At 63.7% G+C, this 14,254-nt stretch carries 16 protein-coding genes and 1 tRNA gene; 11 read left to right on the top strand and 6 right to left on the bottom strand.

Going from position 1 to position 14,254, the window contains the following annotated elements:
• The first annotated feature begins 144 nt into the window (after nt 1-144).
• The gene (locus tag OWC48_RS05675; protein ID WP_282519080.1) at nt 145-1,515 is read left to right on the top strand and encodes a hypothetical protein; all 1,371 of its coding nucleotides are present in this window, start codon (nt 145-147) and stop codon (nt 1,513-1,515) included.
• Nucleotides 1,516-1,713: 198 nt separating this feature from the next.
• Entirely contained in the window at nt 1,714-2,094 is a 381-nt protein-coding gene (locus tag OWC48_RS05670; protein WP_282519079.1) for a hypothetical protein, read from the top strand.
• Here OWC48_RS05670 and OWC48_RS05665 read toward each other — a convergent pair.
• Nucleotides 2,054-3,718 (bottom strand): beta-(1-6) glucans synthase, encoded by a 1,665-nt coding sequence (locus OWC48_RS05665; RefSeq protein WP_282519078.1) that lies wholly within the window; start codon nt 3,716-3,718, stop codon nt 2,054-2,056. The two genes, OWC48_RS05670 and OWC48_RS05665, sit on opposite strands and share 41 nt — an antisense overlap.
• A gap of 222 nt (nt 3,719-3,940) precedes the next feature.
• Here OWC48_RS05665 and OWC48_RS05660 point away from each other — a divergent pair, with 222 nt between their 5' ends.
• From OWC48_RS05660 to OWC48_RS05650, 3 genes are all read left to right on the top strand, one after another.
• Nucleotides 3,941-4,537 carry a beta-1-3, beta-1-6-glucan biosynthesis protein gene (locus tag OWC48_RS05660; protein ID WP_282519077.1) on the top strand — a complete coding sequence of 199 codons (597 nt, stop codon included), beginning with the start codon at nt 3,941-3,943 and terminating at the stop codon, nt 4,535-4,537.
• A 214-nt stretch (nt 4,538-4,751) separates the two neighbouring features.
• Nucleotides 4,752-7,421 carry a glycosyltransferase gene (locus tag OWC48_RS05655; protein ID WP_282519076.1) on the top strand — a complete coding sequence of 890 codons (2,670 nt, stop codon included), beginning with the start codon at nt 4,752-4,754 and terminating at the stop codon, nt 7,419-7,421.
• A gap of 329 nt (nt 7,422-7,750) precedes the next feature.
• Nucleotides 7,751-7,826: transfer RNA gene (locus tag OWC48_RS05650), tRNA-Lys, on the top strand.
• A 160-nt stretch (nt 7,827-7,986) separates the two neighbouring features.
• Here OWC48_RS05650 and OWC48_RS05645 read toward each other — a convergent pair.
• Complete coding sequence (locus OWC48_RS05645; RefSeq protein ID WP_404979721.1) at nt 7,987-8,223, bottom strand: hypothetical protein; 237 nt, start codon at nt 8,221-8,223, stop codon at nt 7,987-7,989.
• A gap of 435 nt (nt 8,224-8,658) precedes the next feature.
• Between OWC48_RS05645 and OWC48_RS05640 the strand changes: the two genes are divergently transcribed.
• Entirely contained in the window at nt 8,659-8,931 is a 273-nt protein-coding gene (locus tag OWC48_RS05640; RefSeq protein WP_282519074.1) for a hypothetical protein, read from the top strand.
• Between the two features lie 185 nt (nt 8,932-9,116).
• Nucleotides 9,117-9,404, top strand: coding sequence for a hypothetical protein (locus OWC48_RS05635; protein ID WP_282519073.1), 288 nt, complete (start codon nt 9,117-9,119; stop codon nt 9,402-9,404).
• Nucleotides 9,405-9,756: 352 nt separating this feature from the next.
• On the opposite strand, the gene OWC48_RS05630 is transcribed toward OWC48_RS05635, so the two are convergent.
• Nucleotides 9,757-9,942: a hypothetical protein gene (locus tag OWC48_RS05630; protein ID WP_282519072.1), complete on the bottom strand. Its 186-nt coding sequence runs from the start codon at nt 9,940-9,942 to the stop codon at nt 9,757-9,759.
• A 464-nt stretch (nt 9,943-10,406) separates the two neighbouring features.
• On the bottom strand, nt 10,407-11,075 hold the full coding sequence (locus tag OWC48_RS05625) for a hypothetical protein (RefSeq protein WP_282519071.1): 669 nt from the start codon (nt 11,073-11,075) through the stop codon (nt 10,407-10,409).
• A 274-nt stretch (nt 11,076-11,349) separates the two neighbouring features.
• Here OWC48_RS05625 and OWC48_RS05620 point away from each other — a divergent pair, with 274 nt between their 5' ends.
• On the top strand, nt 11,350-11,520 hold the full coding sequence (locus OWC48_RS05620; RefSeq protein ID WP_166096634.1) for a hypothetical protein: 171 nt from the start codon (nt 11,350-11,352) through the stop codon (nt 11,518-11,520).
• 87 nt (nt 11,521-11,607) lie between these two features.
• On the opposite strand, the gene OWC48_RS05615 is transcribed toward OWC48_RS05620, so the two are convergent.
• Nucleotides 11,608-11,976 (bottom strand): hypothetical protein, encoded by a 369-nt coding sequence (locus OWC48_RS05615; protein ID WP_282519070.1) that lies wholly within the window; start codon nt 11,974-11,976, stop codon nt 11,608-11,610.
• Nucleotides 11,977-12,194: 218 nt separating this feature from the next.
• Here OWC48_RS05615 and OWC48_RS05610 point away from each other — a divergent pair, with 218 nt between their 5' ends.
• The 3 genes from OWC48_RS05610 (at nt 12,195) to OWC48_RS05600 (ending at nt 13,689) form a co-directional block, all read left to right on the top strand.
• Nucleotides 12,195-12,365 carry a hypothetical protein gene (locus OWC48_RS05610; RefSeq protein WP_167541702.1) on the top strand — a complete coding sequence of 57 codons (171 nt, stop codon included), beginning with the start codon at nt 12,195-12,197 and terminating at the stop codon, nt 12,363-12,365.
• Nucleotides 12,366-13,037: 672 nt separating this feature from the next.
• On the top strand, nt 13,038-13,280 hold the full coding sequence (locus tag OWC48_RS05605; RefSeq protein ID WP_028152129.1) for a hypothetical protein: 243 nt from the start codon (nt 13,038-13,040) through the stop codon (nt 13,278-13,280).
• Nucleotides 13,281-13,446: 166 nt separating this feature from the next.
• The gene (locus tag OWC48_RS05600) at nt 13,447-13,689 is read left to right on the top strand and encodes a hypothetical protein (protein WP_282519069.1); all 243 of its coding nucleotides are present in this window, start codon (nt 13,447-13,449) and stop codon (nt 13,687-13,689) included.
• Nucleotides 13,690-13,829: 140 nt separating this feature from the next.
• Here the strand turns inward: OWC48_RS05600 and OWC48_RS05595 are convergent, their stop codons facing one another.
• Nucleotides 13,830-14,222, bottom strand: a complete 393-nt coding sequence (locus tag OWC48_RS05595) for an NUDIX hydrolase (protein ID WP_028152127.1) — start codon at nt 14,220-14,222, stop codon at nt 13,830-13,832.
• Nucleotides 14,223-14,254 lie beyond the last annotated feature (32 nt).

The following is a 14,254-nucleotide window of genomic DNA, read 5'->3' as shown; positions in this document are numbered from 1 at the left end:
AATGGGCGGCGGCAGGCCGATGCCGTCTTGAGCTGTCGCCTTGCTACCCCCGCGAACGCCCGGAATTCAAGTGCGACGGGGTTTTCCTGTTAATGTTCCTTGATTGATTCGGGGAAGCTGTTCGGGGCTGGGCACTTAACGTTCATGGCAAAGGATTCCGACCCACTGGCGGATGCCTTCGGGACCAAGGAGACCGGCGGGCTGTTCTCCGGACTTCTGGCCGAGGAAAGCGCGGTCGACCGCAGCATGATGTGGCGGCTGGGCTCGTGGGGCGTGGCCGCCGTCGGCGCTGTCGTGCTGGCCGTGCTGGCCAATCAGGCCCAGCTCGGCTGGCGCCGTGACCAGGTTGCGTCGGCCGATCTGTCGCGCCAGGCCGACCGGCTCCAGATGCTGACCAAGGAGAGCCAGAATGAGGGCCGCCGCCTCGCCTCCGCCATCGAGACGCTGAACACCGATCGTGACCGGCTCTATTCGCGCGTCACCGTGCTCGAGCAAGGGATGGATTCCGTCACCGGCGCCATCGCCAAGCAGAGCGCGAAGCCGCAGGACGCGCCAACGCCCGACGTCCAGCCCGCGGCGCCGAGCGTCGCGCCGGTCGCCTCGACGCCGGCTCCCTCAAGTGACAAGCCGCGCGCGGCGGCCGCGAAGGACCAGGCGAAGGAGCCTGCAAAAGACGCCCTGAAGGAGGCAGCAAAGGACCAGTTGATCCCGCCGCCGCAGAACGCCGCCATGGCCTCGCTGGTGTCGCAGTCACCGCTGACGACGTCGGCACTTCCCATGCTTCCGCTGGTGCCATCCAAGTCGATCATGGCGCCACCCGATCCCGCCGCATCGAAGCTGACGCAGCCCGAGACGACGGAGAAGGCCGCCGAGAAGAAGCCCGAACAGACGCCCGCCCCGACCGAGGTTGCCGCGGCGCCAGCCAAGCCGCCGGAGACGGCCGAGAGCGAGGCCCCTGCAATCGCGGTCCAGCAGACGCGCTTCGCCATCGAGCTGGGCGGCGCCAACTCGCTCGACGGCCTGCGCGCGCTCTGGCGCGGCCTGAGCAAATCCAATCCCGAGATCGCGGCGCTGCGGCCGATCATCATGATCAAGGAAGGCAATGCCGGCCTCGGCATGCAGCTCCGTCTCGGCGCCGGCCCGCTGATCAATGCCGCGGCCGCCGCAAAGCTCTGCGCCGGCCTTGCCGAGAACGACCGCCATTGCGAGACCACCGTGTTCGACGGCCAGCGCCTGTCGATGCGCGGCGGATCGGAGAAGGGACAAGAGAAGACTCAGGACCGGGTTCAGGAGAAGAACTCCGAGAAGAACCAGGACGCGGCGCCGCAAGCCGAGACTGCGCCGGCGCCCGCTCCTGCCGCCAAACCGGAGAAGCGCCGCCGCAGCTACTCATCAAAGCGCTCGTCGAAGCGCGAGGAGCCCGCGCCTGCCCCCGCGCCTCAGCCGCCGGCCGCACCGGCGAAGCCGGAGACGGCCTCGGCGGGATCGACGCTGTCGTCGTTCTTCAGGCGGTAGGAACGCGCACGAGTTAAATCATTACCCGCGGATCTTCGTTGCGCACCCTCTTGTTGCGCGGCCCATGAGCTCACTGCGGCCTCTCATCAAATTGGGGCGTCAATGGCCGTCGAGCAATGACTCGCCGAACGGCGCAAGCGATCAGAAATATCCACCTCCCCTGTTGCCCCCTCCCCTCATCCCGACCATATTGCGCCCATGACAAAAAAGCCCTTCCGCCTCACACCCTACCAGGTGCAGTTCCTGATCGTCGTCGGCTTCTTGTCCGTCGGCTATGCGATCTATTTGCGCTATCTCGGCATCGAGAACTCGACCGTCGGGCTCGCCTGTGACGCTGGCTTGCAGACGCTGATCTGCAAGGCGCGCACGGTATCGACGGTGCTGTTCAAGAATTCGGTGTTCGGCATCGTCGCGCTGGTGGCTGCGACGCTGAACCTGATGCGGCCGTCGATCGTGCTGCTGACCGTCGGCATCGTCGCCGCCGGCCTCGGCATCGTGCTCTACAATGTCGTGCTGTCGGGCCTTGCGATCGGCCTGTTCATTCTTGGATTTGCTCGGCCCGCGCCCGCCACAGCGTGAACGCGAACAGCAGATAGATCGCGCAGGTCCACAGCGACTGCCAGTTCTCGCGGCCCTCGTTGAACAGCACATAGGCGGCCGCCAGCGTGAGCAGGCCCGCGAACACCGATTCCGCGATCGGACGCTGGCCGATCTGCGGCCGGTTCAGCATCAGCACCGCGAACGGCACCACCGCCATCGTCAGCGCGGCGTAGGGAAAGTCGTGGTAGCGCGGGTCGAACACGAAGGCGAGCGCGGTCTGCGCCGCGATCACCGCGGTCACCGCCAGCGTCAGGCCAAGCACGGCGGTGAGCTTCGACCATTTGCGGCCCTCGCGTGGACCGAGCAGATCGAGGAAGGTCGGAAGGCTGCGGCCGATCACCATTGCCTGCGCGCAGAAGATCGGCGACAGGATGCCGGCCAGAAGCAGCGCGCCCCAGTGCAGCCAGCCGCCGATGCCGTAGCTCTCATAATACATCTTGTCGGCGCCGATCCCGAGCAGGATGCCCGCTGACGTCGCCGAGATCGCGACGCCGAGCCAGGCCGAGAAGCGCGGCGTCCACGGCCGCCTGCGCAGCGTGAGGCCGGCGACCGCGAACACCAGCACGCAGAGGCCCATGCCGGCGCCCATGTACCATTTCCAGTACGGGAAATTGCTGATCGGCTGGCCCGGCGGATATTTCAGGTTCCGGCGCACCGAGTCATACAGGCCCCAATAGCCGCCGACGGTGCCTTCCAGCTTGCGCTTCCAAGGCTGGTCATAGGACTCGATCAGATTGACGCGAAACTTGTTCGATTTCGCCAGGCCCAGGATTTCCGAGACGACGCGCGCCTGGTTGGCGCGCGACGGCAGCGCGCCCTCGCGCATGCGCCCTTCGCTGGGCCAGCCGGTTTCGCCGATCAGGATCTCCTTGCCGGGGAACGCGACCGCCATGCGCTCGCGGATCGCCTCGACATGGCTCGCTGCGAACTTCGCCTTCACCGGAACATCCTCCCAATAAGGCAGGATGTGGATCGTGACGAAGTCGACGGCCTCATAGACCTCGCGATTCCTGAGCCAGAACTCCCAGACGTCGGCATAGGTGACGGGCACGCTGACCTGCGCCTTCACCGAGCGGATGATGGAGACGAGGTCCGCCGTCGTCATCTCGCCGCGCAGCAGCACCTCGTTGCCGACGATGACGCTGGTGATGATTCCGGGAAATTCCTTGGAAAGGCGGACGGCGAGCGCGGCCTGCTCAAAATTCTTGGCGCGGTTGCTGGAGAGCCAGATGCCCTGGAGCACCTTCAGCCCGCCGACCTTGGCGGCGATCGCCGGCACCTGGTCGAGCCCGTTCTCCATCGAATAGGTGCGGACGCAGTCGGTGATCTCCTTGAGCTGGCGCAAATCCTGCTCGATCTGGTCGGCCTCGATATGGGTCCACGCGTTCAGCGGCGACTGTTCCCCGCGGAACGGCGCATAGGAGACGCATTGGACCTTGTCGGCCGGGTCGATCGGGGCGCGCGCGAGCGTGATTGGCGTGGCCAGCCACCACCACACGGCAGCAATCGCACCCAGTGAAACGAGCAGAAGCGCCAGTGGCGTACGAAGAGAAATCGGTTCCGTCCTCCGCGAGGTGCCGTCGATTACCTGCTCACGCGCCATCTGCCAAGGGGTGTGTCCGTGATGGATCCTTCCCTCCCCCGAGGAATTTACCTGCGGCCGTTCGACAGGGGCCTAGGATCGTGACTTTGCTGGACAAAATTTCAAATTCAGGTCATGGACTCGGCAGGACTTTGCCGCCGCATTGGGGACCCATTTGGACGCCATCACCGGCGAGTCCGCGAGGTCCTGGCGCGGGCGGTCAGCTGATATATTGGGGAATTCATGCGGCAACGGGTGTTCGAGTTACGAAATGCGGTCCTGCGGCAGTTCGCCGCCACCTTGGCCGTCTCCTCCCTGGTCGTGTTGGTCGGCCTCGGTGGCGCCTCCGCCCAGAGCGGCACGCCCGCCCCGGACCAGGGCAAGGCAGCCGCCCAGCCCGCCGATGCCGCCGCCAGGGACGCCGCCCAGAACCAGCGCCGCACCGACGAGTTCGCCGAAGCAGCCCAGGTCATCAACGGCCCGGCCGGCAACCCCGAATGCGTCTGGCTCGGCCGGCGCGTGGTGCGGCTGATGTGGCGCGACGACCTCGATACCGCGTTCCGCCATCTCGACCTCTACGACCGCTTCGGCTGCCCCGGCGGCCACATCCAGGCCGCCTTCCGCTGCCTGACCCGCTTTGGCGGCCAGATCGATCCCAAGGTCGCCGAGACCCTGGACAGCCGCGTGCACGCCTGCTGGATCAACCCGGCATCCCAGCCGCAGCAGGCGTCAGCCAGCGCGTCCCAGCCGGCGGCGCCAACCACGGGCAATTCGCAGGCCCCTCAGCCGGCCGCGAGCCCCGCGCCTGCGGCAAGCCCGACACCGGCGCCCCAGAAATAGCCGCGATCGTTTCAGCCGCCGTTCAGGAACGATCGGCAATAGAAGCGGTTGGCACTGCCGCACATTCCGAAACTGTCATGCCCTCATACGGTCATGAGGCCGTGACAGTTGTGAAACCGCGCGGCAGAGGTATGCTCCATTTGCCGCGGACTCGGTCGGATCTCGGGGTCGGATCCGCTTCCCTGCCACCTCAGCCCCTTTTGGTTTAGCCGCGATGCGCGTTGTCGCCGCCGTTCTGTTGCTTGTGTCCGTGCTTCACGCCGGCATCTGGGGAGTCATGCGGGACAAGGAACCCGCGCCCGACTTCAAGGGCCTCTTGCCCAGCGTCTCCTACGCCCCGTTCGAAGGCGCGGCCCACCCCGACATCGACAACATCCCCACCGTCGAGAAAATCCGCGCCGACCTGAAGACGCTGTCGACGATGACGCGCGCGATCCGTCTCTATTCGTCGACCGGCGGCGTCGAGCTGGTGCCGCCGATCGCGGCCGAGTTCGGCCTCAAGGTCACCGTCGGCGCCTGGATCGACAAGGACAAGGATCGCAACGAGCGCGAGATCAAGGCCGCCATCGAGCTCGCCCGCAAGAACAGCAACGTCGTCGGCGTCGTGGTCGGCAACGAGGTGATCTACCGCGGCGAGCAGAAGGTCGAAGACCTCATCGACATGATCAAGAAGGTCAAGGGCTCGGTCCGCGTGCCCGTCACGACCGGCGAGATCTGGAACATCTGGCGCGACAATCCCGACCTTGCCTCCAACGTCGACTTCATCGCCGCCCACGTGCTGCCCTACTGGGAAAACTTCCGCTCGGACCAGGCGGTCGACCAGGCCGTCGACCGCTACAATTTGCTGCGCAACCTGTTCCCCGGCAAGCGCATCGTGATCGCCGAATTCGGCTGGCCGAGCCAGGGCTACAATCTGCGCAACGCCGACCCCGGCCCGTTCCAGCAGGCGCTGACCCTGCGCAACTTCGTCAGCCGCGCCGAAGCCATCGGCATGGAATACAACATCGTCGAAGCCATCGATCAGCCTTGGAAGTTCTTCGAAGGCGGCGTCGGCCCGTACTGGGGCATCCTCAACGCCAGCCGCGAGCCGAAATTCGCCTGGACCGGCCCGGTCGAGAATCCCGACTACTGGAAGCTGATGGGAATTGCGCTGCTGGTCGGCATCCTCCTGTCGCTGCCGATCCTGCGGCTGGAGCAGCCGACCGCCAGGCAGGCGTTCCTGCTGTCGGCGACCGCCAACGGCGTCGGTGCCTGGGCCGCGACCGTGTTCGCATTCTGGAACGGGCACTATTTCATCTTCGGGTCGGCCTTCGCGCTCACGCTCGGCATGATCCTGCTTGTTCCCCTTGTCCTCATCGCGATGGCGCGCGTCGACGAGATCGCGGCGGTGGCCTTGGGCCGGCCGCCGCAGCGGCTGCTCTCCAAGGGCAAGCCGGTCGAGAACGTTCCCGAGAATTACTACCCGAAGGTCTCGATCCACATCCCGGCCTATTTCGAGCCGGTCGAGATGCTGAAGCAGACGCTCGATGCGCTGTCGCGGCTGAACTATCCGAACTACGAATGCGTCGTCATCATCAACAACACGCCCGATCCCGCGTTCTGGCAGCCGATCCAGGACCATTGCCGCGCCCTCGGTGAACGCTTCAAGTTCATCAACGCCGAGAAGGTGCAGGGCTTCAAGGCCGGCGCCCTGCGGATCGCGATGGACCGCACCGCCGTCGATGCCGAGATCATCGGCATCCTCGATGCCGACTATGTCGTCGATCCCGACTGGCTGAAGGACCTCGTGCCTGCTTTCGCCGACCCGCGCGTCGGCCTCGTGCAGGCGCCGCAGGAGCATCGCGACGGCGACCTGTCGATCATGCACTACATCATGAACGGCGAATATGCCGGCTTCTTCGACATCGGCATGGTCCAGCGCAACGAGGCCAACGCCATCATCGTGCACGGCACGATGTGCCTGATCCGCCGCGCCGCGATGGACATGGCCGGCGGCTGGTCATCCGACACGATCTGCGAGGACTCAGATCTCGGCCTTGCGATCCAGCAGCTCGGCTGGACCACCCACTACACCAATCACCGCTACGGCCAGGGCCTGCTCCCCGACACCTACGAGGCCTTCAAGAAGCAGCGTCACCGCTGGGCCTATGGCGGCCTCCAGATCGTGAAGAAGCACTGGCGGCACTTCCTGCCCGGCCGCAGCCGGCTGACGCCCGACCAGAAGCGCGAATATGGCTTGGGCTGGCTGAACTGGCTCGGCGCCGAGAGCCTCGGCGTGGTGGTGGCGCTGCTCAACCTCGTCTGGGTCCCGATCGTCGCCTTCGCCGACATCGCCATCCCCGACAAGATCCTGACCCTGCCGATCATCGGCGCCTTCATCGTCTCGCTCGCGCACTTCCTGTCGATGTACCGCGCGCGCGTCGCGATCAAACCCGGCCAGATGATGGGCGCGATGATCGCGGCGATGAGCGTGCAATGGACGGTGTCGCGCGCGGTCGCGCAGGGGTTGATCACCGAGCACATCGCGTTCGCGCGCACCTCCAAGGGCGGCCTGTCCAGGATGTCGATCGAGTTCCAGGCATTCTGGGAGGCTGTGATTGGCACGCTGCTGGTGATCGGCGCCGGGGTGCTGATCGCCTCCAACAGCTATCGCCAGATCACCGAGATCTACATCTTCGCCGGCGTCTTGGTGCTGCAAAGCCTGCCGTTCCTGGCCGCGGTCGCGATCGCGATCCTCGAGCTCAGCCGCATCAACTCGTTCCAGTTCTGGCGCGACAGCGCGATCCGCACCGCCGAGCTGATCGGCCTGCGCCCGGTTGCGTTGCCGACCCCCGCCGGCACGCCGCAACCGGTGCCGAGCGAGGTACGCCGGGAGGCGAACTGACGGGACGAACGGCCTCGCGGCGCGGGTGAAACCTCCGCGCCGGCAAGCCACCAGCGCTGTTCGGCGTGGATAGCGGGCCGCCAATCGGGTTGAAAATTCCGGCCTAAGCGGCGGAAACCGCGAGCGAATCCCAGCCTCTGCCAGGAGTTTCGGCCGCCACCCGCGCTATTGACCTCCGCAGCCACTCCCCCTACACAGCGCGGGCCGAAAGCATGATCCGGAAACAGCCGGTTTTTCCCCGCGACGCCAGTTGAGGCAGCGGCAAGACATGCTTCTCGAATGTCCGAAGACGATGGCGATCGATTCTCGAAAGCCATCAGCGGCCATGGGAGCGCGTAGCTCAGCCGGTAGAGCACGTGACTTTTAATCACGGGGTCCTGGGTTCGAGCCCCAGCGCGCTCACCATCAAACTCAAAGACTTAACGAGAATATAGACCCGGCTTAAAAAGCCTTGTGTGGGCACTGTGTTGGCAACGGTGGGCGCCGCGGAACGATGGTTTGAGGAGAACGACCGGGAGGGCGTCGCCTTCGAATACGATGTGATCGAGTGATGTGGAGCGGATAATCAGCGCCACATCGTTGGTGGGTTCAAGGCCTCGCGACCTGCCGCTTTCAACGCGTCGGTTGAGAGCTGCCCATGTGCCGCGGCATCGAGCAGCTTCGAAGCAACGTACGCTCTGGCGCCCGTCTCGCTTACAGGAATATTTTCGCAAACTTCATCGAGCACCGCCCTGAGCAGCGCAGTCATTTCAGCATCAAACACGCCGAACTCCCGAAATTGAGAGGATACTGAACGCTGCACAAGCGGAATATATTCGCTTGGCAGCGTTCGCCGCGTATTCCGGTCTGGGCTCTGAAATCCCAGCGCCTTCCAAATTGGCACCTGTACGTCAAAGTAATGTGACAGCTTCCTCGACCACATCAACAGGAGTTTGCAGGGCCTGCCAAGGCCCGCCAGCGTGAACCGGCAGCCTGAAACCTTCCCAGGTTTCGCGCGTAAAATCTGTATCCGAGGTTTTTGTTAGTTCCCATCTCGGGGCTGGAAATGAACACCGCCGCCGGGACAATGTATTAGAGCCCGGCGGCGTATTTGTTGGTGCCGGAACCGGCGCGCGCCTCGAGCGGCGGCTTCCACCTGAATTTGTAGGGCAGGTTTTTTTCTAACCTGAGTTAGTTTTTTCTATGCCCAGCGTCGACTACCCCAATTTTTCTGCGCGTAGAGCAAGGGGTCGACCGGGTGGTTCAACAACTGGGACTGGAGGATTGGGCCTGGCAAATCGCCGCCGACGTGTATCGCTTGAATCTGTATAGCCGACTCACCGGACGAGCGGCCCCGGGAGACGCCGTTTCGGACGAACAGCTTGCCAGAGCAATCCGCGAAAGCTTCACTCAAACGAACGACGCCGCTTATCGAGAAATGGTTGAGTTAGCGACCGATGCCGCTTTATCGGTCTACGATCGTGTCGTCTCACGCAATGTCAAACAGGCGCGCGCTCAACTAGCGAACTAACGGCTCGTCGGCGGATGATGACTAGCCTGCCCCGCGGAGATCCCCCGACCTTGTGAGCCGGCGGGCTTATCTCTACCGCTTCAACCGGCGGCGATGCGTCATAAGCCGCTGCCGGACGACACTCCGATGCATTGATGCCGCAATCGGCGCGATGTTATGCTAGTCGCAGAACCGGGAGTTTCTCGATGCGCAAAATCGCCGCCGCTGTCATGTTTGCCCTGATCGCACAGACCGCATTGGCAGAGGACCATGTTCCAATGTACGGCGAGTCCAAGGACAAGACGGAGGCCGAGAAGGCGGACGACATTCGGGCCGAGCGCGCCTATCAACGCTCCCTCGGCAATGTTCCCAACCAGAAGGCAGTCGATCCGTGGGGAACTGCCCGCGGCGACGAAGCGAAGAAGCCGGCCACGCCGGCCAAACCGGTAGTGAAACATTCGTCCAAGGCCAAGAGCGGCAGCCCCCCCAACTAGCGAATTCTAAAGGGGAGCCGCCAGCGTGAGCCGGCGGGTCAGCGCTTCGCTGCGTTGCCAGCTAATTCCATCGCGAGATCTAGGGCTGCGATTCCAATTTGGTCGGTCGGACGGGATCTACAGCGCTGTAAAGTCACCGCCTCCAACAATCGCCTCTATCATAGAGCGACGGCCGCGAGGCTGCCATCGAGCATCCAGCCAAAGCTTATGCCGTGGCGACGGCAATAGCCGGCCAATTCTTGTGAAGCGCAGAAGCCTGGTGCGTGCGGAGCCGGCTCCTGAGTCGCGGCGGCTCAGAGGCTAGGGAGTGTTCGTCCCCCGGTTTGCAACCTTGGGGAAAACGCACCCTAGGTCAGTCGGACTGCATTTTCCGAATCAACCAGATGTGCGCGCCTTCGCGCGTGATCTTGCCGGGGGTGTGCGTGAGCCAGTTTCTGTCGGTGCTGCTATTGCTGACGACGTTGACGCTGACGGTGTGTTTCGGCGTGGCTGCCTGGCGCCAGTCCGCCGGCAGAGACGTCGATATCACCGCCACCATTTCACATCGGGAAACCGGCTGGAGGTCGGAACGGAGCAACTGAGACCTTGCGCTCGCTCTTGCGAGAGAGTTTTGAAGTCACCGTTGGCGCGCGCCAGTTCGATTGCGATGCCCCCCGGGCTTGATCTCGAAAATGCATCGGGGCGCAGCAGCCCCTGTTGCGGCGTCTAAGTCGAGCGGCCCTTCACGGATAACGCCTCGGTGAATGAAACCGTTCACCGCATTACGCGAAGCACTCAGGAAACAATCCGGGTCCAGTGTGCCCTCACCCACGAGGGGATATCGAAATGATTATTCTCAAGGTTTTTGCTGTTGTTCTTGGCGCTGGCGTCCTTTTCACGATGTACTCAGGGGACCTGGGCGCCGACGTCGTGCTTGCCATCGTGTCCTGCCTGGCGTGACAAGACGACCGGCCAGCGTGAGCTCGAGAGCCAGTAGTGTCAGGTGATTCACCTGACCTGTCTTCAGCTTTCCGGAGCCGCCACTGCAGCCGGCACACTCAGCGGCGCTCCTCCAACTGAAACCGGCCCTACGGATTTCGACTGCCGAACCATCCGCTTCCGCATCGCTGCCGACAGTCCATAGCGCGCATTCGCTTTTCGGATCGAGGACGTGACGTCCGACATCATCGCATTTTGCAGCGTATCGACTTTCGCGATGAGCGTGGACAGCTGCGAAGATATCTTCCTCACATCGACCCGTTCGTCCGTGATGCTTTGGCGCAGCGACAACAGCACCATTGAATCCTGCTGCAGCAGAGCTGCATTTTGCTGCAAGGCGTGGTTGCTCTCCTGCAGCGAAGCCGTGTGTTGCTGCTGGGCCGACTGAATGTCCTTCAAGGCGGCGACAACCGGATCCGATTTTGGCGCGGAGGCTTCCCGGCGCGGAAGCAGTTCAGCCAGACTGCTGAGATTCGGCGATGGAAAATCAGCCGGCCATGTATAGATCGCCGCCGCGCCGTTGATGGCCAAGGCACACACCGACAGTGCCAGGACCGATTTCCGGCTGGACCGCTTGGTCGGTGCTGGAGCTTCCGGGGCTGCGGGTTCGAGTGCTGCGACTGCGAGCGCGAGCGCCGCGGGGTCGAGTTGTTCGACGAGGCCTTGCGCCTCGGATGTCGTGGTCATGTCCATTGACCTCAAATGAGCGAGCAAAAGGAAGCCGACGCCGGAACGTCCTCGCGACGGCTCCTCTACGCAGCACCCACCTACAACTGCCTAAAATTGTGGGCATTTTGGATTAATTCCAGGTTAGCGACGTGGCCGCCTGGCAGGCCCCAGCCACCCCGGCCGAATACGGGGGGCGAAGCGACGGAATAAGTCACGCGGCAGCCTGCTTCGCAGCACGACAAAGCCGAGAGACAAGGCCCCCGAAAGGTGTAAGATTCACGAGAACCGGAGGAACGGCATGTTTGAAATCAGCGGTTTCGACACGGCAGGCGTCGTCAGCCTCAAGCGGCTGTCACTCGCGGCCGCCCTCAAGAAGGCCAGAGAGCTTGTCGAAGACGGGTGCTGGGACGTTCAGATCGTCGATCCAACGGGACGCGTACACACCTCGTTTGAGGAGCAGGCTGCCTAGTCGTGGTGCTGGGCCGGCTCCGCGGCTAGCTCATCAAGAGCACGCCGATCGAGAGCAAACTTGGCCTCGCGCCTGACGGCCCGTCTCTCAGTACCGCCGATAGTAATTCTCTGGCCGGTCCTGGAATTGTAGTGGAACCGTGCCGTTGGGGTAGCAGGCACCGTCGCGGATATCGACGTCAGCGCCGTGGCCGCATGGCACCGGACGCCGGCGCATTCCATAGTAAGGCCGCGGGCCCTGATAGTACCCCTGCAGCGCCGCCTGGTCTTCCGGACGGAGATAGCCGTTGGGATAGCACATCCCGTCGCGGGCGCTCTGATCCCAGTGATCGCCGCACGGCGGCGGATGCCTCGGCACGCCGCGATACTGCACCTCGAGCGGGCGTTCGACAGCTGCGGCAGGCGCCGTCGCACCGCCGTGAAGGGCAAGGATTGTCGCAATAGTGGTGATCAACATCGAAGCGGTCCTCCAAGGCAGCAAGATAGACAGTCCCTCTGAATGACGCCTGAACGAGGCGGGAGCGCTAACGACCATCAGGGTCGGCCGATGGCACGATGGCGGCCACCGCGCTGCAGTGGACACTGCAGCTGCCTGCAGTTCCAAGGGCCTTGCCACAAAAGCCGGGAGACAACGCCCTCGAAAGGTGTAAGACTCAGGAAAACCGGAGGAACGGCATGTTTGAAATCAGCGGTTTCGACACGGCAGGCGTCGTCAGCCTCAAGCGGCTGTCACTCGCGGCCGCCCTCAAGAAGGCCAGAGAGCTCGTCGAAGACGGGTGCTGGGACGTTCAGATCGTCGATCCGGCTGGGCAGGTCTACACCTCGTTTGAGGAGCAAGCCGCTTAGTCGCGCCCGCCCCTCGGCACTTTTCAGAAATCATCCGCCCGGTCCGATCACGCTTCGCGAGCAGTGGCCGTGATCGAAATGAAAACCCCAGCGCCTGGTAGGGAGCGCTGGGGCGTTTTCAAAATATCAATCGGTAAAAGCAATGAGGGCTTCATAGCACCGGTCTCGAAGCGCGAGTGTGAACTGGTTCACACGGCTCCGCCGATCTTCGCGTACCGCGTCCGGGTATAGCTATCCGCCTCGGCCGACGTTGGACGAGGCATTATTGAGCCAGCGCGCCGTTGCTTCATCGCTCCAGCCGGGGACCGCGAAGCGCACGCGAGGATTCACTTCCGTGCCGAAACGATCGACCGGAGGATGGCGTGTCGCAGGATTGTGCGCACGCGCGTGGTGCGCGGCGTCTGCAGACGTGCACAAGACGATCAAGAGGCCCAGGGCCAAAACAAGACGCATCGTATCGGCTCCAATTGAGTCCGCTTCCGCTCATGTAGTACGCCGACCGTCCCACCGCGATCTGACGCGGCTTCACAGCTAGGAGAGCGAAGCGCGAACGCGACGCTCTCGCGATGAAGCGAACCGCCGCTCAACTCCCGCGCGCCGCACCGTTGCCAACCAATTCGTTTGGGAGCACGCTCTCTCCAGGCGCTCAAGACGCCGCACGGGGAGAACCACATGAAGGAACCGGGCCTGGACGGCCGCCATCGGGACAAGGATGGCGCGATCAGCAAGAAGCATGGCAACACGCTGGTCGGTACGTTGCGGAAGATCTACGGAAAGGCATTTGCGGCCGGTTATCCCGATGCGACGCCGCTCAGCGAGGTCTTGCATCAATTAAACGAGACCTCGCTGAGCCAATTGCGTCGCGATCACGACACCGGGCATCTCGGGCACAAGATCGACCACGCGTCGAAGTGAATGGACTTCACTTGGCCGACTTCGCTTGGCCGACTTCAGGTCGCTGAAAAACCGACTCCACCGACAGCCTCTCGGACGCAGGCTGCGCTATCGGTCGTCCCACCGCACTTGCCGTTTGAGCCCCCGCTACCCTCGCGCTAGCATGAGCCCTTTTACGGAGGCTCATTTGAAGCAGTACATTATCATCATCGCCGCCATCGCGCTCGCCGTGACCGCTCCCGCCGGCTCGCAGGCGCTGGTCGATCCCAACAAGGTTGCCCCCGAATATCGCGAGGCGGCCGAGAAGCGCCGGGCCGAGCAGATGCGGCAACGCGAATGCGCGCTGAAGGCGGATCTCGACAAGGTGCTGCCCAGGGATCGTACCGTCTATCTCAACCATTGCCTGGACACGCTGGCGGTCAAGCAATAGCAGCCGGCTGGGGCCGTCTCGATCAGACCACGACGCGGTAGGCCGACCTGACCGCACGATGATCTGTCGATTTCGGGCTCGTGTTGTGGACCAGCGGGCGATTTGTCGCACAGGCGCCGCGAAGACGCGGCCCCCCCTCCTCACTGGCGCCGCGGCTTGCTCGGAAACAGCCGATCGCGGATGTAGCGCGAGGTCGGCGTCAGGCGGATGCCCCGCGGCTTCTGCCAGGCGGCGCGGTCGATCTCCTTCTTGTCGCCGATCTCGAGCCTGCCCTTGGCACCCTTGGCGATGAAGATCGCGTCGCTCATCTTGCGACCGGAGCGCTTATTCCTGGCCGTCACTTCCTTCCACAGGCTGATCCGGCCGAGCTTCAGCTTGGGCAGCTCCTCCTTGATCTCCCGCCGCAGGCAGTCCTTGTCGGACTCGCGCGAACGCTTGCGGCCGCCCGGGAACATCCACAGGCCGTCCGACCGCCGTCTGACCAACAATACCTTGCCGCGTTTTGCGGCAACCAGCTTGGAAGACTTCGCCATTACTGCCGTAGATCGAAAACAGAATCGCCCTA

The sequence above is a fragment of the Bradyrhizobium sp. Arg816 genome (assembly GCF_029989365.1).
Taxonomy (GTDB): Bacteria; Pseudomonadota; Alphaproteobacteria; order Rhizobiales; family Xanthobacteraceae; genus Bradyrhizobium.
Note: the sequence above shows the minus strand (reverse complement) of the source record. Positions and strands in the feature narration are given on the sequence as shown.